We start from the raw sequence: 20,126 nt of genomic DNA on the forward strand, positions 1-20,126 counted from the left end.
TGAAGGATTGTGGCCTCAACCCTGTACCGCGGCGGCGTGATCCACTCCCAGGCCGACCCGTTCGCGGAAGCGCTCCTCGTCGACGACGGCGTCATCGCCTGGATCGGCGCCGATGACACGGCCGACGGGCTCGCCGCCCGCGCCGACCGCGTCATCGACCTCGACGGCGCGCTCGTCGCGCCCGGGTTCGTCGACGCGCACGTCCACCTGTTCGAGGTCGGGCTCGCCCTCGCGGGCGTCGACCTGTCCGCGAGCGCCGGCGTGACGACCCTCGCCGCCGCGCTCGAGGCGGTCGCGAAGGCCGCCGCGGACGCGGGGGAGGACGACGTCGTGCTCGCGTTCGGGTGGGACGAGCGGGCCTGGCCCGAGGGTCGCCCGCCGACGCGCGAGGAGCTGGACGCGGCCGCGGGCGGGCGCGCGGTGTACGCGGCGCGCGTCGACGTGCACTCGGCGGTGGTCTCCACGACGCTCGCGCGGCGGTGCGCCCTGGAGGGGCGCCCCGGGTGGGACGGGTCCGGCTGGGTCACGGGGGAGGCGCACCACGTGGCGCGGGACGTCGCGCGCGACGTGTCGCCGACGCGGCGCACCGCCCTGTACCGGGCGGCGCTGCGTGCCGCGGCGGAGCAGGGGATCGTGTCGGTGCACGAGATGAGCGCCCCGCACATCGACACGCGCGCCGGGCTGCGTGAGCTGCTCGCGCTCACGGGCGAGGCGTCCTCGGGGTTGGCGCACGTCGTCGGGTACCGGGGGGAGCTGTGCACCACGGTCGACGACGCGCGCGAGCTCCTAGCGGACGTGCCGGGCCTGACGGGCATCGCGGGCGACCTCAACGTGGACGGGTCGATCGGGTCGCGCACGGCGGCGATGCGCCTGCCCTACCGGGACGGCCCCGACCGCGCCGACCGCGGCAACCTCTACCTGAGCGCGGAGCAGATCGCGAACCACCTGTCCGCGGTCGGCGCGGCCGGCACGCAGGGCGGGTTCCACGTCATCGGCGACCGCGCGATGGACGAGCTCGTCCTCGGGCTCAAGGTCGCCGCGGAGGTGCACGGCCAGGGCGCGGTCCGCGCGGCGCGCCACCGCGTGGAGCACGCGCTGTTCGTGGACGCGACCGCGCTGGCGTCCCTGCTGCTGTTCGGCGTGAGCCTGAGCATCCAGCCCGCGTTCGACGCCGCGTGGGGCGGGCCGCACGGCATGTACGCGGCGCGCGTGGGCGCGACCCGGGCCGAGGGCCTGAGCCCGTTCGCCGACCTCGCGGGCGCGGGCGTGCCGCTCGCGTTCGGGTCGGACGCGCCGGTGACGCGGCTCGACCCGTGGGCGGGCGTGCTCGCGGCCATGTCGCACGTGGACCCGGACCAGCAGATCTCGGCGCGGGCCGCGTTCCGTGCGCACACGCGCGGCGGCTGGCGCATCGCGGGCCTGGACCACACGGGCGCCGGGCAGCTGCGCGTCGGGGCGCCCGCGCACCTGGCGGTGTGGCGGGGCGAGCACCTGGTCGTGCAGGGTGCGCTCGGGCGCACGACGTCGTCGTGGAGCACGGACGCGCGCGCCGGGCAGCCGCTCCTGCCGGAGCTCGGCCCGGACGTGCCGCGCCCGCGGTGCCTGCAGACCGTGCGCGACGGCGTCCCCCTGTTCGACATGTTCGTCTGACCGCTACCGCTTGACAGGGCCGTGAGCCGGAGTAGGTTCGACAGGGTGTTCCGGCCCCCGCGGCCGCAGGGGGATCAGCCACCGACGACGACCCCTCGGCGTGCCGCGCCGGGTGCCTGGCCGGGCTCGCGCGCTCAGTAGAAAACGTGCTCCCGCCGGTGGCGGCGGCGTACGGGCCGAAGGGCGCGCGAGCCCGCACACACCACCTCTCGTTCACCCGCCGAGGCGCCGCCGCGGACCCGGTCCCGCGCAGGTGCGTGGCGTAGGGTGCACCCGTGCACGCCCCCGAGCCCACGGCCGCCCCGGCCGGGCGATCCCACCCCGCAGGACCGGACACCCCCGCCCCGGCGCCCGAGACCCCCGCAACCGGCCACGCGGAGACCGGTGGCGACGTCCGCGCCGCGGCGGACGGCCGTGCCCTCGCCGGGGCGCCGTCGCGCCCTGTCACGCTGCTCCTGGCCCTCGCGGGCGGCCTCGTCACCGACGCGGCGTTCCCCGACCGCGGATGGTGGCCCCTCGCGTTCGTCGGCGTCGCCGCGCTGTTCTGGGCGCTGCGGCGCGACGGCGCGCGGTGGGGCTTCCTCGTCGGGCTCGTGTGGGGTCTGGCGTTCTTCCTGCCCCACCTGTGGTGGGCCAACTACGCGACGGAGACCGTGCCGTGGCTCGCGCTGTCCGTCATGGAGGCGTGCTTCGTCGCCGTGCTCGGCGCCGCGTGGGTGTGGGCGCGGCGGTGGCCGTGGCTGGCTCGGCGGCCGTGGGCCCAGGCCGTCGGGTTCGCGCTGCTGTTCGTCGGCGTCGAGCAGGCGCGCACCGAGGTGCCGTTCGGGGGCTTCCCCTGGGGCCGGCTCGCGTTCTCCCAGGCGGACTCCCCGCTCGGGCGCGCCGCGTGGCTCGGGGGCGAGGTCCTCGTGTCCCTGCTCGTCGCGCTCGCCGGGTCGCTGCTCGCGGTCGCGGTCCTCGCGCTGGTGCGCCGCCGCGACGTCGTGACGGGTGCCGCCGTCCCGGTGGCCGTGGCCGGAGCCCTCGTCGCGGCGCCCCTGCTCGTGCCGCTCGACACGCGCGCCGAGGCCGGCACGCTCGCCGTCGGGGCGGTGCAGGGCAACGTCGGCGAGCCCGGGCTCGGGTCGTTCGCGAACCGGGCCGAGGTGCTCGACAACCACCTGCAGGGGACCCTCGCGCTGCTGGACCAGGTGGGGCCCGGCGACCTCGACGTCGTCCTGTGGCCCGAGAACGGGTCCGACCTCGACCCGCAGACCACGCCCGACGTGGCGCGCGCCATCGACGACGCCGCGCGCGCGGTCGGCGCCCCGATCCTCGTCGGCGCCCAGGAGTACCCCGACACGGGCGGCCGGTACAACGTGTCGCTGCTGTGGGAGCCCGGCGCGGGCGTCGTGGACCGGTACGCCAAGCAGCACCCCGCGCCGTTCGGCGAGTACATCCCGCTGCGGTCGCTGCTGCGGATCTTCTCCGACCAGGTCGACCGCGTCACGATCGACATGATCCCCGGCACCGGGACCGGTGTCGTCGACCTCGCGTCCGAGCGGCTCGGTCGCACCGTGCCGCTCGGTGTCGTCATCTGCTTCGAGGTCGCCTACGACGGGCTGGTGAACGAGGCCGTGGACGCGGGCGCCGAGGTGCTCGTCGTGCAGACCAACAACGCCTCCTTCGGGTACACCGCAGAGTCCACCCAGCAGCTCGCCATGTCGCGCCTGCGCGCCGTGTCCACCGGGCGCGCGACCGTGCAGGTCTCGACCGTCGGCGTGAGCGGCGTCATCGCCCCCGACGGTGAGCTCCTGCAGAGCACCGAGCTGTTCACGGCCGACCAGCTGGTCGCGGACCTGCCGCTGCGCACGAGCCTGACCCCGGCCGTGCGGGCGGGGGACTGGCCCGGGCGCGTGGTCGAGCTCCTCGCCCTCGGCCTTCTCGCGGCGGGCGTCGTGAGCGCCGTCCGCGAGCGCCGCGCGGCCCGGGCGACCGCGACGCCCGTCGCGACCGGGGACGACGCGCGGTGAGCGAGCGCGACGGGGGGTCCGGCGGGCCGGGCCGCGTGCTCGTCGTGGTGCCCACGTACGACGAGGCGCTGACCCTGCCGGGCACGCTCGCGCGCCTGCGCGCCGCGGTTCCCGACGCGGACGTGCTCGTGGTCGACGACGCGAGCCCCGACGGGACGGGCGACCTCGCCGACGCCGCGGCCGCCGCGGACCCGGGCGTGCACGTGCTGCACCGCGCGGGCAAGGAGGGCCTGGGCGCCGCGTACGTCGCGGGGTTCGGCTGGGGCCTGGACGCGGGGTACGACGTCCTGGTCGAGATGGACGCCGACGGGTCGCACCAGCCCGAGCAGCTGCCCTCCCTGCTCGCGGCGCTCGCCTCGGCGGGGAAGTCCGGGGAGGGCGCGGCCGCGGACCTCGTCATCGGGTCGCGCTGGGTGGCGGGCGGACGGGTGGAGAACTGGCCGTGGCACCGCGAGGTGCTCTCCCGGGCCGGCAACGTCTACGTGCGCGTCGCGCTCGGGCTGCGCCTGGGCGACGCGACGGCGGGCTTCCGCGCGTACCGTGCCGACGCGCTGCGCGCGGTCGACCTCGCGAGCGTGGAGTCGCACGGCTACTGCTTCCAGGTGGACATGGCCTGGCGGGTCGTGCGCGCGGGCGGGCGGGTGGTCGAGGTGCCGATCACGTTCGTCGAGCGCACCGCGGGCCGGTCGAAGATGAGCCGCGCGATCGTCACCGAGGCGCTGTGGAAGGTGACGGTGTGGGGCGCGCGCCGCCGCGCCGCCCAGCTCGCCGGGGCGGTCCGGCGGCGGGGGAGCCGGGCCTCGCGCTGACGCGCGCGCAGCGGGGACGCAGCGGTGCGCGGGCGGAGCGGGATCTGCGCCCTGCCCGTGACGCACGAGAGGCCCGGACCCTGCGGGGTCCGGGCCTCTCCGGTCGTCCGGCGTCAGGCGCTGCGGCGCAGCTTGCCGGCGCGCAGCAGGCCGAGGCGCTCGTCGAGCAGCTCCTCGAGCTCGGAGATCGTGCGGCGCTCGAGCAGCATGTCCCAGTGGGTGCGGGCGGGCTTGCCGGCCTTGGGCTCGGGGCGCTCCGCGTCGCGCAGCAGCGCCTCGGCGCCGCAGCGGCACTCCCACACCGGGGGGACCTCGGCGTCGGTCGAGAACGGCAGGATGATGGTGTGCCCGTTGGGGCAGTCGTAGTGCGCCTGGAAGCGGGGGGCGAAGTCGACGCCCTCGTCCGACTCCATGCTCTTCGCACCGATGCTCATCCCGCGCAGCGAACGGTCGGCCATGGTGTCCTCCTGAGGGGTCTTTGGGGGTGGGTGGGCGCGCCCGGTGGGGGGGTGCGGGCAGCGGCCCGGTCTACGGAAGGCAACGCCTCACCGTCGGTCGGTGTTCCGATGCGTCGTGAAGGTCCGGTGAACGTCGCGGAGCGTCCGCGGCCTGGCCGCCCCCGCGGCGTCGAGCCGGTCCGCCTCGGCGCGTCGCGGTCCCAGGCTCCCGGGTTTCGATGCCCGACGCAACTCGTCGCGGCCCTCGCGGGCCGGACGTGTGCACGCTCACACCGGGACCCGGAAGCGCCCGGGAACAAACCCGGCGGGTGCCGGGTTGAGCGCCATGTACATGCAAACGCATCGACCTAGGACTCACGGGAGCACACCATGCAGTTCGGCATCTTCACCGTCGGCGACGTCACGACGGACCCCACGACGGGCCGGACCCCCGACGACACCGAGCGCGTGCGCGCGATGCTGACGATCGCCCGGCACGCGGACGAGGCGGGCCTGGACGTCTTCGCCACGGGCGAGCACCACAACCCGCCGTTCGTCCCGTCCTCGCCGACGACGATGCTCGGGTACCTCACCGGTGTGACGAAGAACATCGTCCTGTCGACGTCGACGACCCTCATCACGACGAACGACCCGGTGCGCCTCGCGGAGGAGTACGCGATGCTCCAGGTCATCTCCGACGGGCGCATGGACCTCATGATGGGCCGCGGCAACACCGGCCCGGTGTACCCGTGGTTCGGGCAGGACATCCGCAACGGCATCCCGCTCGCGATCGAGAACTACGCGCTGCTGCGACGCCTGTGGACCGAGGAGGTCGTGGACTGGGAGGGCAAGTTCCGCACCCCGCTGCAGGGCTTCACCTCCACCCCCCGCCCGCTGGACGGTGTGCCGCCGTTCGTGTGGCACGGGTCCATCCGCAGCCCCGAGATCGCCGAACAGGCCGCCTACTACGGCGACGGGTTCTTCCACAACAACATCTTCTGGCCCATGAGCCACACGAGGCAGATGGTGCAGTTCTACCGCCAGCGCTGGGAGCACCACGGCCACGGCCCCGCGGACACCGCGATCGTCGGCCTCGGCGGCCAGGTGTTCATGCGCAAGGACTCCCAGAAGGCGTGGGACGAGTTCCGCCCCTACTTCGACAACGCGCCCGTGTACGGGCACGGCCCGTCGATGGAGGACTTCACGCGCGAGACGCCGCTCACGGTGGGCTCCCCGCAGCAGGTGATCGACCGGTACGCCGCGATGCGCGAGCACGTCGGGGACTACCAGCGGCAGCTGTTCCTCATGGACCACGCCGGCCTGCCGCTCAAGACGGTGCTCGAGCAGATCGACCTCCTCGCGGGCGAGGTCGTGCCCGTGCTCCGCAAGGAGATGGAGGCCGCCCGGCCCGCGCACGTGCCGGCCAACCCGCCGAGCCACGCCGAGCGCGTCGCCGCGGCCCGTGCCGCCGGGACCGAGGGCGCCGCGCACGTCGGCGGCACCGAGGACCGCTGGACCGGGCGCACCGCCGAGGACGACCAGGAGCCGGCGCAGGCCGGCGCCGCGTTCGGGCTGTGACCCGCGCCGTCCCGCGCCCGACGTGACCGGCCGCGGGACCGGCCGCCCGACGGCGTACGGTCGAGGGGTGCCCCGCGCACCCGCTCGACCGGCCGCCGTCGGGCACCCCGCACCACCGGCCCGGTGACGGGCCGACTCCCGCACGACACGCCACACCCCAGGAGCACCGCATGACCGCCAGCACCCCCGCCCCGGACCGCCGCCTCGTCGTCGTGTCCGCCGGGCTGTCCAAGCCGTCCTCCACGCGCCTGCTCGCCGACCGGCTCGGCGAGGCCACCGTGCGCGAGCTCCAGGGCCTCGGCGTGAGCGCCGAGGTCGAGACCGTCGAGCTGCGCGACCACGCGCACGCCGTCGTCGACGCCATGCTCACCGGGTTCCCCACGGGCGAGCTCGCCGGTGTGCTCGAGCGCCTGGCCGCCGCCGACGGGATCGTCGTGGCCACCCCGCTGTTCACCACCACCTACTCGGGGCTGCTCAAGTCGTTCGTCGACGTCCTCGACAAGGACTCGCTCACCGGCACGCCCGTGCTGCTCGGCGCGACGGGCGGCACCGCGCGCCACTCGCTCGCGCTCGAGTACTCGCTGCGACCGCTGTTCACCTACCTGCGGGCCGACGTCGCCACGACGTCCGTGTTCGCCGCGACGGACGACTGGGCGGCCGCCGAGGCGGACGCCGGCGGCGGGCTGCCCGCCCGGGTCGCGCGCGCGGGCCGCGAGCTCGCGGAGAAGGTGGCCCTGCGCAAGAACGCCGGCCCCGCCGACCCGTTCGCGTCCACGCCCGACTTCACGGCGCTGCTCGGCGGGCTCTGACCCCGCCCCCTGACTGCGCGCCCCCGGCCACCGGTGCTCCCGGCCGGGGGCGCGCCCCGTCGCTGACCTGCGACGACACCGGTCGAGGGGTTGCTCTCCCAGGGCGTCGCGCGGCAGGATCAGGGGATCGACGACGACGGGGGAGCACCATGAGCACCAGCGCGACCGAGGGCCACACCGAGGCGAACCCCGCAGGAACCGCTCCGCGGCCCGGCATCGAGCCCGTCCCACCCGTCACGGTCGCGGTCCCGGTCGTGGACGCGCTCGCCGCCCACGCGGACGGCCCCCGCCCGCAGGCGCCGCCCCGACGGCGGCCCGTGGGGGTGGTCACGATCCCCGGCCGGGTGCCCGACACGTCGCGCTTCGCCGCCGCGCCCCGCTACCCGGCCATGTTCCACGTCGCCGGCGGACGGCTCGTGTGGGACGGCGCACGCCTGCGCCTCGTCCGCGGCGACGACACCGTGGTCGAGCCCGCCGGACGACCCGTGGTCACCGTCACCGGGGACGGGCCGACCGTCGTCGTGACCTGGCGCGCCGAGCACCCCGGCGCCCGCTCCACCCGCGCCGTCCTGCTCGACGGGTCCTCCGCCCGCTTCGTACGCTTCGCGCGCTCGCTCGCGGACACTCGGCCCGGGAGCGTCGTCGTCGACGACCGGACCGTGCCCTCGCCGCGCGTGCCGCGCCTGCACCCCGGCCAGGCCGGCACCGCCCGCCGCCCCGGCGTGTTCGCCCGCGCCCTGTGGCGCGTCGTCGGGTGCGGCGCGCCCGCCGCGAGCGCCCCGGCCGGCGACGGGGGAGCGGCGCTCGTCGCCCGCCTCGAACGCCTCGCCGCCCTGCACCGGGCCGGCGACCTCACCGACACCGAGTTCGCGCGCGCGAAGCAGGCGCTGCTCGGCTGACGCCCACACCTGGACCGGCTCCGATCGATCCCCGATCGCGCCCACCCGGCGACGTCGACCCCCGTCAGGACGGACCGCGCACACACCAGCGACGCCCGACCACACGAAATCCCTGGACCGCCGCGCACGACGCCTGACACCGTCGCACGATGACGGACTCCCGCACCGACCTCGCCGGCACCGACCAGGAACGCCTCTGGGACGCCCACGCCGCCGCCCGCTACGACACCCCCGGCGAGGGCATGTTCGCACCCCACGTCCTCGACCCCGCCGTCGACCGGCTCGCGGCGCTCGCGGGCCGGGGGAGCGCCGTCGAGCTCGCGGTCGGCACCGGGCGCGTCGCGATCCCGCTCGCCGCGCGCGGCGTGCCCGTCACCGGCATCGAGATCTCCCGGCACATGGTCGCCCGGCTGCGCGACAAAGCCGACGAGACGACCCTGCCCGTCGTCGTCGGGGACATGGCCACCGCCCGGGTGCCGGGGGAGCACTCGCTCGTCTACCTCGTGTACAACACGATCTCGAACCTGCTCACCCAGGACGCCCAGGTCGAGTGCTTCCGCAACGCCGCCCGCCACCTCGCCCCCGGGGGCCGGTTCGTCGTCGAGCTCTGGGTCCCCGAGCTGCGCGCCCTGCCGCCCGGCCGCACCGCGACCGTCTGGCACGACGAGCCCGGCTACCTCGGCATCGACACCTACGACGTCCTGCACCAGCACGTCGTGTCCCACCACGTCCGGTTCGACGACGACGGCCGCGCCACCGTACGACGCACACCCCACCGGTACGTCTGGCCCGCCGAGCTCGACCTCATGGCCCGCCTCGCCGGCCTCGAGCTCGAGACCCGCCACGCCGGGTGGGCGGGGGAGCCGTTCACCGCCGAGTCCCGCTCCCAGGTGTCCGTGTACCGGCGCGCGCCGCGACCGCCCTCCGCGTCGTGATATCCAACCCCGATGGAGCAACCCCGTCGCCGCACCAGACCCATCGTCCTCGCCGTCGGCGCCCTCACCGCCCTCACCGCCTGCTCCGGGACCGTGACGGCACAGGACCTCGTGACCCGCCTTGCCGACGAGCCCGTCCCCGACGACGCCCTCCCCGACACGATGACGCCCGACGAGATGGACCCCGCCTCGGCGCGACGCCTGGGCGAGCTCGACGAGGTCACCTTCTACGCCGGCACGGGCGACCGCGACGGGCAGGACGTCATCTGCCTCGTCACGGTCGTGCCGGGAGACACCCCGCACGACGACGCGGGAGCCTCCACGTGCGGCCTCGTCACCGACCTCGACGACTCCGACCTCCCGCTCCGACTCCAGACCCCCGACGGGACGCGGGTCACCGTGGTGCTCGTCCCCGACGGCCTCCCCGCCGACGCCGACCTCACCCGCGTGACACCCAACCTCGCCGCCACGGTCGCACGGACCCCCTGACCACGAGCGCGACACCCGGCCCGCCCTCGCTCACTTGCCCGACGACGCCTCGATCACGCTCAGGTCACGCACCGCGAAGCGGTGGTGCTCCCACTCCTCCTCGAGGATCACGTGCACGCACGACAGCGTCGTCTCCGGGTACTCCGGCGACCACGGGTTGCGCCGCACCATCGCCAGCTCCTCCGGCGTCACGCCCGCCAGGAAGTCCCGCACCATCGCCACCCGGCCCGCGCGCGCCTCCAGCACGTCCGCGTACGACGGCGTCCCCGTCACGAACGACGACACGTCCAGCCCGTCCTCCGCCGCCTGCGGGCCCGCCTGCCCCAGCGGGTGGAACGGCTGCTCCACCTCCAGCACCGCCCGCCCCAGCCACGCGTCCGTCGCCAGCACCAGGTGCCGCAACGTCTGCGCGAACGACCACTCGCCGTCCACCGACACGTCCACGGCGCTCGCGGGCAGCGCCGCCGCCCGGTCGAGCGTCACCGCCCACGTCGACTCCAGCGCCGCCCACGCCGCGCGCAACCCCTCCGGGTCCCCGGCACGACGCAGCTCCCGCCCCGGGAACCGACGGTCCAGCTCCGCCTCCACGAAGCCCGTCACGTCGACCCCGTTGACCCGGAAGGTCGCGCCGCCGTCCGCGAGCCACGGGGCGTCGACGTCCAGCCCCTCCACCTGCACGCCCCGCATCACGACCCCGGACAGGTCGGACTCCACGAACCGCGCACCCCGCAGGTCCGCGCCGTCGAACGTCGCGCCCCGCAGGTCGTCGGAGCGGGTGAACCGGGCCATGAGCGCCTCCTCGGGAGCGGCCCGCCCGAGGGATCGACCAGCCCGGGGGAGAGACCCCGACGCGGCGACGGCGCGGCGTGGGGACCCAGCCGGGGGAGAGGCGGAGACCCCTCGGTGGCGGAACCGACGAACGGGGACGACGACTCGCACGCTACGCCGCCCGACCCGCACCCGACCAGAGGTGTCCGCACGCGCCGACGTGGGGGAGCATCGGACCATGCCGATCCTGCCCACCGAACGCGACCCCCGACTCGTCACCGTCCGCCGCGGCGGCACCCTCACCGACGACCACCACCGCCAGCTCGCCCGATGGGCCGTCGACTGCACCGAGCACGTCCTGCCGATCTTCGAGGTCGCCCGGCCCGACGACACCCGACCCCGGGACGCCCTCGACGTCGCCCGCGCCTGGATCCGCGGAGAGGTCCCCATGAAGACCGCCCACAGCACCGCCTTCGTCGCCAACGCCGCCGGCCGGGACCAGCCCGCACCCGTCAAGTACGTGGCGCTCGCGGCCGGGCAGGCGGTGGCGGTCGCGCACGTCGCGGCGCACGATCTCGGAGCGGCCGCGTACGCGGTCCGGGCGGTGGTCGCCGACGCCGCGGCCCGGGGCGAGGACCCCGAGGCGGCGCGTCTCGCGGAGCGCGACTGGCAGCGCGAGCGCATCCCGGCGGAGCTGCGCGCGCTCGTCCTCGACGACCAGCGGCGGCGCAGCGCGATCTGCTGGGACGTGTTCGACGACTGACGCCGGGCCGGTCCCGTCCGGTGCCGGCTGGGCTGTCGCGGGGTCAGCGCAGGAGGTCGTCGTACGTGGCGAGGGGGATGCGGCCGTCCGCCGCGGCCGCGACGTCTGCGTCGCCCGCCACGAGGACGTCGGCCTGGAGCACGGCCACCGCCACGTACTCGGCGGTCGACGTGTCGTCCGCGTCGAGCTCGCGGGCGATCCGCCACGCGGTGGCCCGGGAGACGCGGTCGCCGAGGAGTCGCATCTTCAGCGTGGCGAGGCCCTCCAGGCGGGCTCGCGCCGCCGTCTCGTCGAGCACGCCGCGGCGCACGTCCCGGTAGAGCATCGAGAGCGCGTGGCTGCGCAGCACCGACGGGCCGACGAGCGGACGACGCGCACCGAGGGCGACGTCGTCCTGCGCGAGGCGCAGCGCGGTGACTCCCATGACCGCCAGTAGACACCCGAGAGCCCACGCACCACCGGTGAAAGAGGCGCCGGTGGCGCTCTCTCGACCCCTTCCGCGCTACGCCGATAATGTGCATTATGTCATTTCGCGTCGAGATGGGCCGGGCAGACGCATCACGGGCGGTCTGCGCGCGCTCCCCTTCGTCATGAGCACGACGACGTACGCACCACGGCTGCACCCGCCCCCTCGCGCTCCCCGCGCCACGGACCGGAGCGGCGGCGGACGGCGACTGGGCGTCCTGGCGGCACCCGTGCCGTCCAGAGCGCCGTCGGCAACCGTCGTCAGGTCCTTCGCCACGACGTCGCCGTTCGCCGAGCTCGGCCCGGACGGACGTCGCCCTCGACGGGTCGTCGCGACGATGCTCGCGACGCTGGCCTGGGTCCCGGTGCTCGCGCTGGCGCTCCTGGCGTTCGCCGTCGTCGGCGCCGGGGCCGGCATGGCGACCGCCGCCGTGTGGTGCTGGCGCTCCGTGTCCCCCGCGCGGGCGTCGCTGGTCGGCCCCCGCGACAGCGGCACCGCTCCGGACGAGCCGGAGCTGCCCGGACTGCCGGCGACGGCCGTCACCCCCGCGCGCGGACGGCGGCTGGTACGCGACCGCACGCTCGGGTACGATCTCTAGAATCGGACATACAGCGCAAACAATTGTGTTTAGGTCAACAGCATGGTGACGTCGATACCCAGGTGGACGCTCCCCGGCCGCTGTGGCCGTGCACCGTGTCGTCGCCGAGGTCCCCGCCCGGCCCGTGCTTCGGCCGCCGACGCGGCTGCCGTCCGAGCTCCTGCACGTCCCCGCGTCCGGCGGCCCCGGCATGCGCCAGCCTGGGCGGCTCCCCCGCTCCGAGTCCCTCCACACCCTGCCCTCTCCCGCACCTGCGCGGCGTCGTCGGCCACACGAGCGCCCCGGCCACGTCGTGGCGCATCCGGCATCACGTCGACGGGCTCCTCGGGAGCGCTCACGACTCGGACCTCACCGCGGCGCGCGTTCGGCACGCGGGCTCGGTGCGGCGCTGCGTGCCCGGGTCCCGCCGACACCGTCGGGCGACCGTCGGCAGCAGCACGACCTGGGCGATCGTCGGCGGGTGTCGGCGCAGGTCAGGACGTCGCACGCCGGCCGGACTGTCGGTGGCGCGACCTAGGCTGAGGCGGACCCTTCCCGGAAGGAGGCCCACCTCCATGGTCGCCCCGCCCCGCCTCGAACGGATCACCGTCGCCGAGGCGGCCGACCGCTACCTGGCGTCCGTCGCGGCCCAGACCCTGCGCGGGATCCTGTCGCCGACGACGCGGCGCAGCTACGAGCGGGACGTGACGGAGTTCGCCCGGCTCGCCGGGGTGGCCCGGGTGCTGGACGACGTCACCGGGGAGGACGTCGACGACGTGCTCCTGCGCTACCAGACCACGCCCGACGGCCGGTACGCGGACGCGTCCCGCAAGCCCGGCAGCCCGGGTCGCTCCGCGGCGACCGTGAACCGGTTCCGCCAGTCCGTCACCCGGTTCTTCTCCCACGCCGCGCGCGAGGGCTGGGTGCAGGCCGACCCGATGCAGTGGGCCGCTCCCCCGGCGCGCCTGCGCGACGGGCTGCGGGTCGCGCGCACCGCGCTGTCCGCGGGCTCCGCGGCGTCGCTGCTCGAGGTCTCCGCGGCACGGACCCCGCCCGACGCGGCGACGTCGCGCCGCGACCAGGACCTCCAGCTCCGCGACCGCCTCGTCGTCGCGCTCCTGCTCGTCCTCGGCCCGCGCGTGTCCGAGCTCGAGCGCGCGAACCTCGACGACTTCGCGCGCGAGCCCGACCAGACGCGGTGGCGCATCCAGGGCAAGGGGGGACACGTCCGCACGGTGACGCTCTCTCCCCCGCTGGCCGCCGCGCTCGAGGAGTACCTGGAGCACCTGCGCCCGACGCTGCTCGCGCGCCGCCCCGAGGACCCCGACGCGCGACGCGCCCTGCTGCTGTCCTGGCGCGGCCGGCGCATCGACGCCCAGGCCGTGCGCGGCCTCCTGCGGCGCTGCGTCGCGCGCATGCCCGCGCAGTTCCGGCGCGAGGCCACGCCGCACGCGCTGCGCCACACCACCGCGACGCTGCTGGCCGCCGAGGGATGGGACGTGAAGGTCGTCGCCGAGCTCCTCGGGCACGCGTCGATCGCGACCACGGGTGTGTACCTCGACCGGATCGAGGGCGAGCTGGCCGCCGCCATCCGAGCCCATCCGCTCTCGGCCGCCCTCGAGCCCGCGGACGCCTGACGCGCGGACCGCGAGGCGCGTAGCGTCACCCGCGCCGGGGGCCCACAGGTCCGCGGCGCCGGCCCGACGACGTTCCCTGCTCCTGCGCGTCGTGACGCCCCCGCGTGGCGCTCGCGGTCGACGCCCGCCCGGCCGGGGTGTGGGCGCACCGCGCGAGCCGTGGCACGTCGGCCTGAGGTCGGCGTGCGAACGCGCGGCGTCGGGGGGAACCTGGCGGCAGACCGGCCCCGCCGTCCGGGCGGCGGTCGGACCGAGGAGAGGGAGGATGCCGTGCCGAAGCGCGACCCGGGCCCCAGCGTGAAGGACCCCGAGCTGTACGAGAAGCTGCGCGACGAGGGCGACTCGAAGGAGAAGGCGGCGCGCATCGCGAACGCCGCGGCAGGGTCGTCCCGCACGAGCGTCGGCCGCAAGGGCGGCAAGGCCGGCGACTACGACGACTGGACGGTCGACAAGCTGCGCAAGCGTGCCGCGGAGATCGGTATCGAGGGCCGGTCCTCGATGCGCAAGTCGGAGCTGATCAAGGCCCTCCGCTCGCACTGATCCATCTGCGGCGTCCCTGACCGGCCCTGCCGTGCGAGATCTCACCCGCTGCGCGCTCGCCCTGCGGTCGCGCTCGGGGGCGTGCCCGCTACGGTGAGTGCGTGCACCTGTCGCCCGACTCCGCCCTGCGCACCGCTCGCCGTCTGATCTCCCGTGCGCTCGTGGTCGCCGTCGCGGCGCCCGTCACGGTCGCGGGTGTGCTCGTCACCGCGGACGCGATCCGCAAGCGCCGCAACACGACCGAGGCGTCGTTCCCCCGGTCCGCCCCCGCCGACGTCGAGGTCGCGGGCACCACGACCACGGTGTTCACGTACGGCGAGGACGTGTACCGGGAGATGCTCGGGGCGATCCGAGGGGCGCAGCGCCGCATCCTGCTGGAGACGTACATCTGGAAGGGCGACGCGCTCGGCGAGGAGTTCAAGCAGGCGCTGATCGAGGCGAGCGAGCGTGGGGTCGAGGTGTTCGTCGTCTACGACGGCTTCGCGAACCTCGTCGTCCCGCAGGCGTTCTTCGACCTGCCGGAGCCGATCCACGTGATCCGCTACCCCGTGTTCCGCCCGGGCGTGCTCCTGCTCAACGTGCGCAAGTCGGGCCGCGACCACCGCAAGATCCTCGTGGTCGACGACGAGATCGCGTTCGTCGGCGGGTACAACATCGGCGCCCTGTACGCGACGCAGTGGCGCGACACGCACGTGCGCCTCGTCGGCCCCAGCGCGTGGGAGCTGCGCAACGCGTTCGTCGACTTCTGGAACGCGAACCGCAAGCCCGGCCAGCCGCTGCTCTCCGACCCGGGGTCGGTCCACTGGGAGCCCCGGCTGCGCGCGGCGCGCAACGCGCCCGCGCACCTCGTGTTCCCGATCCGCGGCATCTACCTCGACGCGATCGACCGCGCGAGCTCGCACGTCTACATCACGCAGGCATACTTCATCCCGGACCGGGAGATCCTCGCCGCGCTCCTCGCGGCCGCGGCGCGTGGGGTCGACGTGCGCGTCCTCGTGCCCGAGCGGTCCAACCACGTGCTGGCGGACTGGCTGTCGCGGGGCCTGTACACGGCGCTGCTCAAGGGCGGGGTGCGCATCCACCTGTACCGGGACGCGATGGTGCACGCGAAGACCGCGACCATCGACGGCGCGTGGACGACGATCGGCACGGCGAACATCGACCGGCTCTCGCTCACGGGCAACTACGAGGTGAACCTCGAGATCACCGACCCCGGGGTGGCCGAGCAGATGGAGAAGGTGTTCGAGATCGACCTGTCGAACTCCCGCGAGCTCACGCTCGCCGAGTGGGACTCCCGGTCGGTGGCGGCCAAGCTCAGCGAGGTCGTCCTCACTCCCCTGCGCCCGCTGCTGTAGCGCCACCCGTCCGCGAGCGGGCGACGGCGCGGGCCGACGACGGTCTCAGCGCGCCGGGTCGGAGCGCAGCGTGTCCGCCGCGTCCTCCTCCGGGCGCGGCGGCACGGTCTCGTCGGCCTCGAGCAGCGTCACCTCGCCGAACTCGGGGTGCTCGTCGCGCAGCGCGCGGGCCGCGGCGTCACCGGCCCCGTCCAGGCTCCCTGCGGCGACGTCGAGCGTCTCACCGGGGGCGAGCGCCCGGTATGCGTACGTCCCGCCGGTGCGCTGCTCGCCCAGGAGCCGGTCGACGAGGGCGTGCCCGACCGTCGACAGCAGCGCGTCGTGGATCGGCACGACGACGCGCGGGTCGAGGTCGCGCACGAAGTCGATGGTCTCGGCGAGCTTGAGCCACGGCGCGGACACCGGTGCGAGGAGCAGGTCGAGCCGGCGCCCGCCGAGGAGGTCCGGGGCGGGAGCGTCGAACGAGTCGCCCGGGTGCAGCAGCGTCGCGCCGTCGCCGCGCACGAGGTAGGTCACGTTCGCGATCCGCGGCACGTCGCGGTGGATCACCGCGTGCTGCCCGCCGCCGACGACGACCTCGAGCCCCCCGAGGTCGAGCCCGTCCCCGGGCGCGACGACGTGCACGCGCGAGGCGGCGCCGTCGGGCAGGGCGGGACGCAGCGCCGCGGCCACCGCGTCGGGCGCCCACACCGTGAACCCTCGACGCGCCGTCAACGCCTCGCCGAGCGCGGCCACGTCGACGTGGTCCGGGTGCTGGTGGGTGACGAGCACCGTGCTCGCGTCGCGCAGCGCTGCCGCCGCGTCGCTGAACGTGCCCGGGTCGATCGCGACGACCTGCCCGCCGTGGCGCACCGTGACGCACGCGTGGCCGTGGAACGTGACTCGCATGAACCCTCCTTCGCTCACCCTGCCCCGCGGCTGACCCCCGCCCTGCGCTCAGACCACGACGAGGACGAGGTCACCGCCCTCGAGCTGCTGGACCGCGCCGATCGCGACGCGCTGGACCGTGCCGGCGACCGGGGTCGTGATCGCGGCCTCCATCTTCATCGCCTCGACCGTGGCGACCGTCTGCCCGGCCTCGACGACGTCCCCGGCGCCGACGACCGGCGTCACCGCCCCGGCGAACGGCGCCGCGACCTGACCCGGCTGCGTCGGGTCGGCCTTCTCCGCCGTGCGCGCGTCCACGTCGACCGCCCGGTCCCGCACCTGGATCGGGCGCAGCTGACCGTTGAGGGTGAACATGACCGTGCGCATGCCGCGCTCGTCGGGAGTGCCGATCGCCTCGAGCCCGACGAGGAGGCGCACGCCCTTGCCGAGCGCGACCGCGACCTCCTGGCCCGGCTCGAGGCCGTACAGGTACGTCGGGGTGTCGAGCACCGACACGTCGCCGAACGCCTGACGCACCTGCTCGAACTCCTTGGTCGGCCCGGCGAAGAGCAGGTGGTTCAGGCGTCGGCGCCGCACCTCCCCCGCCTGCGCGAGCTCGGCCTCGTCCTCCGGCGAGAGCGGGGTCACGCCGCCGCGCGCGGCACGACCGGCGAGCGCGCGCGAGCGGAACGGCTCCGGCCATCCCCCGGGCGGGTCGCCGAGCTCGCCGCCCAGGAACCCGATCACCGAGTCCGGGATGTCGAACGCCTGCGGGTCGGCCGCGAACTGGGCCGGGTCCGCGCCCGCCGCCACGAGGTGCAGCGCGAGGTCGCCCACGACCTTGGACGACGGCGTCACCTTCACCAGGCGCCCCAGGATGCGGTCCGCCGCGGCGTACGTCGCCTCGATCTGCTCGAACTTGTCCCCCAGGCCCAGCGCGATCGCCTGCTGACGCAGGTTGGACAGCTGCCCGCCCGGGATCTCGTGCTCGTACACCCGCCCCGTCGGTCCCGGCAGGCCCGACTCGAACGGCGCGTAGACGCGACGCACCGCCTCCCAGTACGGCTCCAGGTCCGCGACCGCGGCCAGCGACAGACCCGTGTCGCGCTCGGTGTGCTCGAGGCCCGCGACGAGCGCGGACAGCGACGGCTGGCTCGTGGTCCCCGCCATGGCGGCGCTCGCGGCGTCGACCGCGTCCACGCCGGCTGCCGCGGCGGCGAGCAGGGTCGCCGTCTGGCCACCCGAGGTGTCGTGCGTGTGCAGGTGCACGGGCAGGTCGAAGCGCTCGCGCAGCGCCGTCACGAGGCGCGTCGCCGCCGCGGGGCGCAGCAGCCCGGCCATGTCCTTGATCGCGAGCACGTGCGCGCCGGCGTCGACGATGCGGTCCGCGAGGCGCAGGTAGTAGTCGAGCGTGTAGAGGTCCTCGGCCGGGTCCAGCAGGTTGCCGGTGTAGCACAGCGCGACCTCGGCGACGGTCGTCCCGGTGGCGCGTACGGCCTCGATCGCTGGACGCATCTGGTCGACGTCGTTGAGCGCGTCGAAGATCCGGAACACGTCGATGCCCGTCGCGGCGGCCTCCTCGACGAACGCCTCCGTGACGCGCGTCGGGTACGGCGTGTACCCGACCGTGTTGCGCCCGCGCAGGAGCATCTGGATCGCGAGGTTCGGCATCGCCTCGCGCAGCGTCGTGAGCCGCTCCCACGGGTCCTCCCCGAGGAAGCGCAGCGCGACGTCGTACGTCGCCCCGCCCCACGCCTCGACCGACCACAGCTGCGGCGTGGCCCGCGCGACGTACGGCGCCACGGCGGCCAGGTCGTGCGTGCGCACACGGGTCGCGAGCAGCGACTGGTGCGCGTCGCGGAACGTCGTGTCCGTGACGCGCAGCCGCTGCTCGCCCCGCAGCGCCCGCGCGAACCCCTCCGGGCCGAGCTCGAGAAGCTGCTGGCGCGTGCCGGGCGGCGGCGCGACCGACAGGTCGAGCGCGGGCAGCTTCGTCGCGGGGTCCGTGGTGCGCCGCGGCTCGCCGTGCGGGCGGTTGACCGTCGTGTCCCCCACGTACGCGAGCAGGCGCGTGCCCCGGTCGGCGCTCTCGCGCGCCGCGAGCAGCTCGGGCCGCTCGTCGATGAACGACGTCGCCACGTTCCCCGCGACGAACTCCGGGTCCGCGAGCACGGCCTGCAGGAACGGGATGTTGGTCCGGATCCCGCGGATGCGGAACTCGGCGAGCGCGCGCCGGGCGCGGCGCACCGCCGTCGGGAAGTCGCGCCCGCGGCACGTGAGCTTGACGAGCATCGAGTCGAAGTGGCCCGAGACGACGGACCCGGCGGTCGCCGTCGCGCCGTCGAGCCGCACGCCCGCCCCGCCCGGGGAGCGGTACGCGATGATGCGGCCCGTGTCGGGCCGGAACCCGTTCGCCGGGTCCTCGGTCGTGATGCGCGTCTGCAGGGCGGCGCCGTTGACGCGCACGTCCTCCTGCCGGATCCCGAGGTCCTCCAGCGTCTCGCCCGCGGCGATGCGCATCTGCGCGGACACGAGGTCGACGTCGGTGACCTCCTCGGTCACCGTGTGCTCGACCTGGATGCGCGGGTTCATCTCGATGAACACGTGCTGCCCGGCGCGCTCCCCCACGGTGTCGACGAGGAACTCGACCGTGCCGGCGTTCTGGTAGCCGATGTGCCGGGCGAACCTCACCGCGTCCGCGCACAGCGCGTCCCGGACCGCCGGGTCGAGGTTGGGCGCGGGCGCGATCTCGACGACCTTCTGGTGCCGGCGCTGCAGCGAGCAGTCCCGCTCGTACAGGTGCACGACGTTCCCCGCACCGTCGGCGAGGATCTGCACCTCGATGTGCCGCGGGCGCAGCACCGCCTGCTCCAGGAACACGGTCGGGTCACCGAACGCGCCGTCCGCCTCGCGCATCGCCGCAGCGAGCGACTCGGGCAGGTCCTCGCGCGCGTCGACGCGGCGCATGCCGCGCCCGCCGCCCCCGGCCACGGCCTTGACGAACACCGGGAAGCCGATGTCGTCGGCGGCCGCGACGAGCTCGTCGACGTCCGACGACGGCTCGCTCGACGCCAGCACCGGCAGCCCCGCCGCGCGCGCCGCCTTGAGCGCGCGCACCTTGTTGCCCGCGAGCTCGAGCACCTCCGGCGGCGGCCCGACGAACGTCAGCCCGGCGTCCGCGCACGCGCGCGCCAGGTCAGGGTTCTCCGACAGGAACCCGTAACCGGGGTAGACGGCGTCCGCGCCCGCCTCCCGGGCGACGCGCACGATCTCCTCGATGTCCAGGTACGCACGCACCGGGTGCCCGGGCTCCCCGATGAGGTACGCCTCGTCGGCCTTGAGCCGGTGCTCGGAGTTGCGGTCCTCCTGCGGGAACACCGCGACGGTGCGGGCCCCCAGCTCGTAGGCGGCGCGGAACGCCCTGACGGCGATCTCCGCGCGGTTGGCGACCAGGACCTTCGAGAACACCGGCACTCCATCCGTCGACCGTGCGACGCCGCCGGGACGAGACGCGCCGCGTACCGGGCGATCCTCC

Annotated in this window: 18 protein-coding genes; 13 read left to right on the forward strand and 5 right to left on the reverse strand. The window is 75.3% G+C overall.

Features of this window, described 5'->3' with window-relative positions:
- Positions 1-9 precede the first annotated feature (9 nt).
- From JN535_RS06755 to JN535_RS06765, 3 genes are all read left to right on the forward strand, one after another.
- Positions 10-1,650: an amidohydrolase gene (locus tag JN535_RS06755; protein ID WP_205204094.1), complete on the forward strand. Its 1,641-nt coding sequence runs from the start codon at positions 10-12 to the stop codon at positions 1,648-1,650.
- A 275-nt stretch (positions 1,651-1,925) separates the two neighbouring features.
- Positions 1,926-3,662, forward strand: coding sequence for an apolipoprotein N-acyltransferase (gene lnt, locus JN535_RS06760; protein ID WP_307868327.1), 1,737 nt, complete (start codon positions 1,926-1,928; stop codon positions 3,660-3,662).
- Complete coding sequence (locus JN535_RS06765; RefSeq protein ID WP_307868328.1) at positions 3,659-4,471, forward strand: polyprenol monophosphomannose synthase; 813 nt, start codon at positions 3,659-3,661, stop codon at positions 4,469-4,471. The genes lnt and JN535_RS06765 overlap by 4 nt, the downstream gene beginning before the upstream one ends.
- Positions 4,472-4,584: 113 nt before the next feature.
- On the opposite strand, the gene JN535_RS06770 is transcribed toward JN535_RS06765, so the two are convergent.
- Positions 4,585-4,929 (reverse strand): RNA polymerase-binding protein RbpA, encoded by a 345-nt coding sequence (locus JN535_RS06770; protein WP_021483180.1) that lies wholly within the window; start codon positions 4,927-4,929, stop codon positions 4,585-4,587.
- 369 nt (positions 4,930-5,298) lie between these two features.
- On the opposite strand from JN535_RS06770, the gene JN535_RS06775 reads away from it, so the two are divergent.
- From JN535_RS06775 to JN535_RS06795, 5 genes are all read left to right on the forward strand, one after another.
- Positions 5,299-6,486 carry an LLM class flavin-dependent oxidoreductase gene (locus tag JN535_RS06775; protein ID WP_205204096.1) on the forward strand — a complete coding sequence of 396 codons (1,188 nt, stop codon included), beginning with the start codon at positions 5,299-5,301 and terminating at the stop codon, positions 6,484-6,486.
- A gap of 170 nt (positions 6,487-6,656) precedes the next feature.
- Positions 6,657-7,295 (forward strand): CE1759 family FMN reductase, encoded by a 639-nt coding sequence (locus JN535_RS06780; RefSeq protein ID WP_205204105.1) that lies wholly within the window; start codon positions 6,657-6,659, stop codon positions 7,293-7,295.
- A gap of 149 nt (positions 7,296-7,444) precedes the next feature.
- The gene (locus JN535_RS06785; protein ID WP_205204108.1) at positions 7,445-8,194 is read left to right on the forward strand and encodes an SHOCT domain-containing protein; all 750 of its coding nucleotides are present in this window, start codon (positions 7,445-7,447) and stop codon (positions 8,192-8,194) included.
- Between the two features lie 149 nt (positions 8,195-8,343).
- Positions 8,344-9,129 (forward strand): class I SAM-dependent DNA methyltransferase, encoded by a 786-nt coding sequence (locus tag JN535_RS06790; protein ID WP_205204110.1) that lies wholly within the window; start codon positions 8,344-8,346, stop codon positions 9,127-9,129.
- A gap of 12 nt (positions 9,130-9,141) precedes the next feature.
- Positions 9,142-9,618: a hypothetical protein gene (locus tag JN535_RS06795; RefSeq protein ID WP_205204112.1), complete on the forward strand. Its 477-nt coding sequence runs from the start codon at positions 9,142-9,144 to the stop codon at positions 9,616-9,618.
- A gap of 30 nt (positions 9,619-9,648) precedes the next feature.
- Here JN535_RS06795 and JN535_RS06800 read toward each other — a convergent pair whose 3' ends face one another.
- Positions 9,649-10,407, reverse strand: coding sequence for a DinB family protein (locus tag JN535_RS06800; RefSeq protein ID WP_205204121.1), 759 nt, complete (start codon positions 10,405-10,407; stop codon positions 9,649-9,651).
- A 217-nt stretch (positions 10,408-10,624) separates the two neighbouring features.
- On the opposite strand from JN535_RS06800, the gene JN535_RS06805 reads away from it, so the two are divergent.
- Entirely contained in the window at positions 10,625-11,149 is a 525-nt protein-coding gene (locus tag JN535_RS06805) for a putative immunity protein (protein WP_205204123.1), read from the forward strand.
- A 43-nt stretch (positions 11,150-11,192) separates the two neighbouring features.
- On the opposite strand, the gene JN535_RS06810 is transcribed toward JN535_RS06805, so the two are convergent.
- Complete coding sequence (locus JN535_RS06810; RefSeq protein ID WP_205204125.1) at positions 11,193-11,573, reverse strand: hypothetical protein; 381 nt, start codon at positions 11,571-11,573, stop codon at positions 11,193-11,195.
- A gap of 166 nt (positions 11,574-11,739) precedes the next feature.
- On the opposite strand from JN535_RS06810, the gene JN535_RS06815 reads away from it, so the two are divergent.
- The 4 genes from JN535_RS06815 to JN535_RS06830 all read left to right on the forward strand — a co-directional run bounded on the left by JN535_RS06815 (position 11,740) and on the right by JN535_RS06830 (position 15,724).
- The gene (locus JN535_RS06815) at positions 11,740-12,213 is read left to right on the forward strand and encodes a hypothetical protein (RefSeq protein ID WP_205204127.1); all 474 of its coding nucleotides are present in this window, start codon (positions 11,740-11,742) and stop codon (positions 12,211-12,213) included.
- 554 nt (positions 12,214-12,767) lie between these two features.
- Positions 12,768-13,829 (forward strand): tyrosine-type recombinase/integrase, encoded by a 1,062-nt coding sequence (locus JN535_RS06820; RefSeq protein ID WP_205204137.1) that lies wholly within the window; start codon positions 12,768-12,770, stop codon positions 13,827-13,829.
- Between the two features lie 270 nt (positions 13,830-14,099).
- The gene (locus JN535_RS06825; protein ID WP_205204144.1) at positions 14,100-14,369 is read left to right on the forward strand and encodes a DUF7218 family protein; all 270 of its coding nucleotides are present in this window, start codon (positions 14,100-14,102) and stop codon (positions 14,367-14,369) included.
- Between the two features lie 101 nt (positions 14,370-14,470).
- The gene (locus JN535_RS06830; RefSeq protein ID WP_307868332.1) at positions 14,471-15,724 is read left to right on the forward strand and encodes a phospholipase D-like domain-containing protein; all 1,254 of its coding nucleotides are present in this window, start codon (positions 14,471-14,473) and stop codon (positions 15,722-15,724) included.
- Between the two features lie 45 nt (positions 15,725-15,769).
- Here JN535_RS06830 and JN535_RS06835 read toward each other — a convergent pair whose 3' ends face one another.
- Together JN535_RS06835 and JN535_RS06840 are read right to left on the reverse strand one after the other, a co-directional pair.
- Positions 15,770-16,612, reverse strand: coding sequence for an MBL fold metallo-hydrolase (locus JN535_RS06835; RefSeq protein WP_205204153.1), 843 nt, complete (start codon positions 16,610-16,612; stop codon positions 15,770-15,772).
- A gap of 48 nt (positions 16,613-16,660) precedes the next feature.
- The gene (locus JN535_RS06840) at positions 16,661-20,059 is read right to left on the reverse strand and encodes a pyruvate carboxylase (RefSeq protein ID WP_205204155.1); all 3,399 of its coding nucleotides are present in this window, start codon (positions 20,057-20,059) and stop codon (positions 16,661-16,663) included.
- Positions 20,060-20,126: the final 67 nt, after the last annotated feature.

The sequence above is a fragment of the Cellulosimicrobium cellulans genome, from assembly GCF_016921195.1.
In the GTDB taxonomy this organism is placed as follows: Bacteria; Actinomycetota; Actinomycetes; order Actinomycetales; family Cellulomonadaceae; genus Cellulosimicrobium; species Cellulosimicrobium cellulans_F.

What these genes read in the sequence shown, in the direction of transcription:
- JN535_RS06770 (WP_021483180.1), bottom strand. Translation starts at nt 4,929, where the DNA reads ATGGCCGACCGTTCGCTGCGCGGGATGAGCATCGGTGCGAAGAGCATG.
- JN535_RS06775 (WP_205204096.1), top strand. Translation starts at nt 5,299, where the DNA reads ATGCAGTTCGGCATCTTCACCGTCGGCGACGTCACGACGGACCCCACG.
- JN535_RS06780 (WP_205204105.1), top strand. Translation starts at nt 6,657, where the DNA reads ATGACCGCCAGCACCCCCGCCCCGGACCGCCGCCTCGTCGTCGTGTCC.
- JN535_RS06785 (WP_205204108.1), top strand. Translation starts at nt 7,445, where the DNA reads ATGAGCACCAGCGCGACCGAGGGCCACACCGAGGCGAACCCCGCAGGA.
- JN535_RS06790 (WP_205204110.1), top strand. Translation starts at nt 8,344, where the DNA reads ATGACGGACTCCCGCACCGACCTCGCCGGCACCGACCAGGAACGCCTC.
- JN535_RS06795 (WP_205204112.1), top strand. Translation starts at nt 9,142, where the DNA reads ATGGAGCAACCCCGTCGCCGCACCAGACCCATCGTCCTCGCCGTCGGC.
- JN535_RS06800 (WP_205204121.1), bottom strand. Translation starts at nt 10,407, where the DNA reads ATGGCCCGGTTCACCCGCTCCGACGACCTGCGGGGCGCGACGTTCGAC.
- JN535_RS06805 (WP_205204123.1), top strand. Translation starts at nt 10,625, where the DNA reads ATGCCGATCCTGCCCACCGAACGCGACCCCCGACTCGTCACCGTCCGC.
- JN535_RS06810 (WP_205204125.1), bottom strand. Translation starts at nt 11,573, where the DNA reads ATGGGAGTCACCGCGCTGCGCCTCGCGCAGGACGACGTCGCCCTCGGT.
- JN535_RS06815 (WP_205204127.1), top strand. Translation starts at nt 11,740, where the DNA reads ATGAGCACGACGACGTACGCACCACGGCTGCACCCGCCCCCTCGCGCT.
- JN535_RS06820 (WP_205204137.1), top strand. Translation starts at nt 12,768, where the DNA reads ATGGTCGCCCCGCCCCGCCTCGAACGGATCACCGTCGCCGAGGCGGCC.
- JN535_RS06835 (WP_205204153.1), bottom strand. Translation starts at nt 16,612, where the DNA reads ATGCGAGTCACGTTCCACGGCCACGCGTGCGTCACGGTGCGCCACGGC.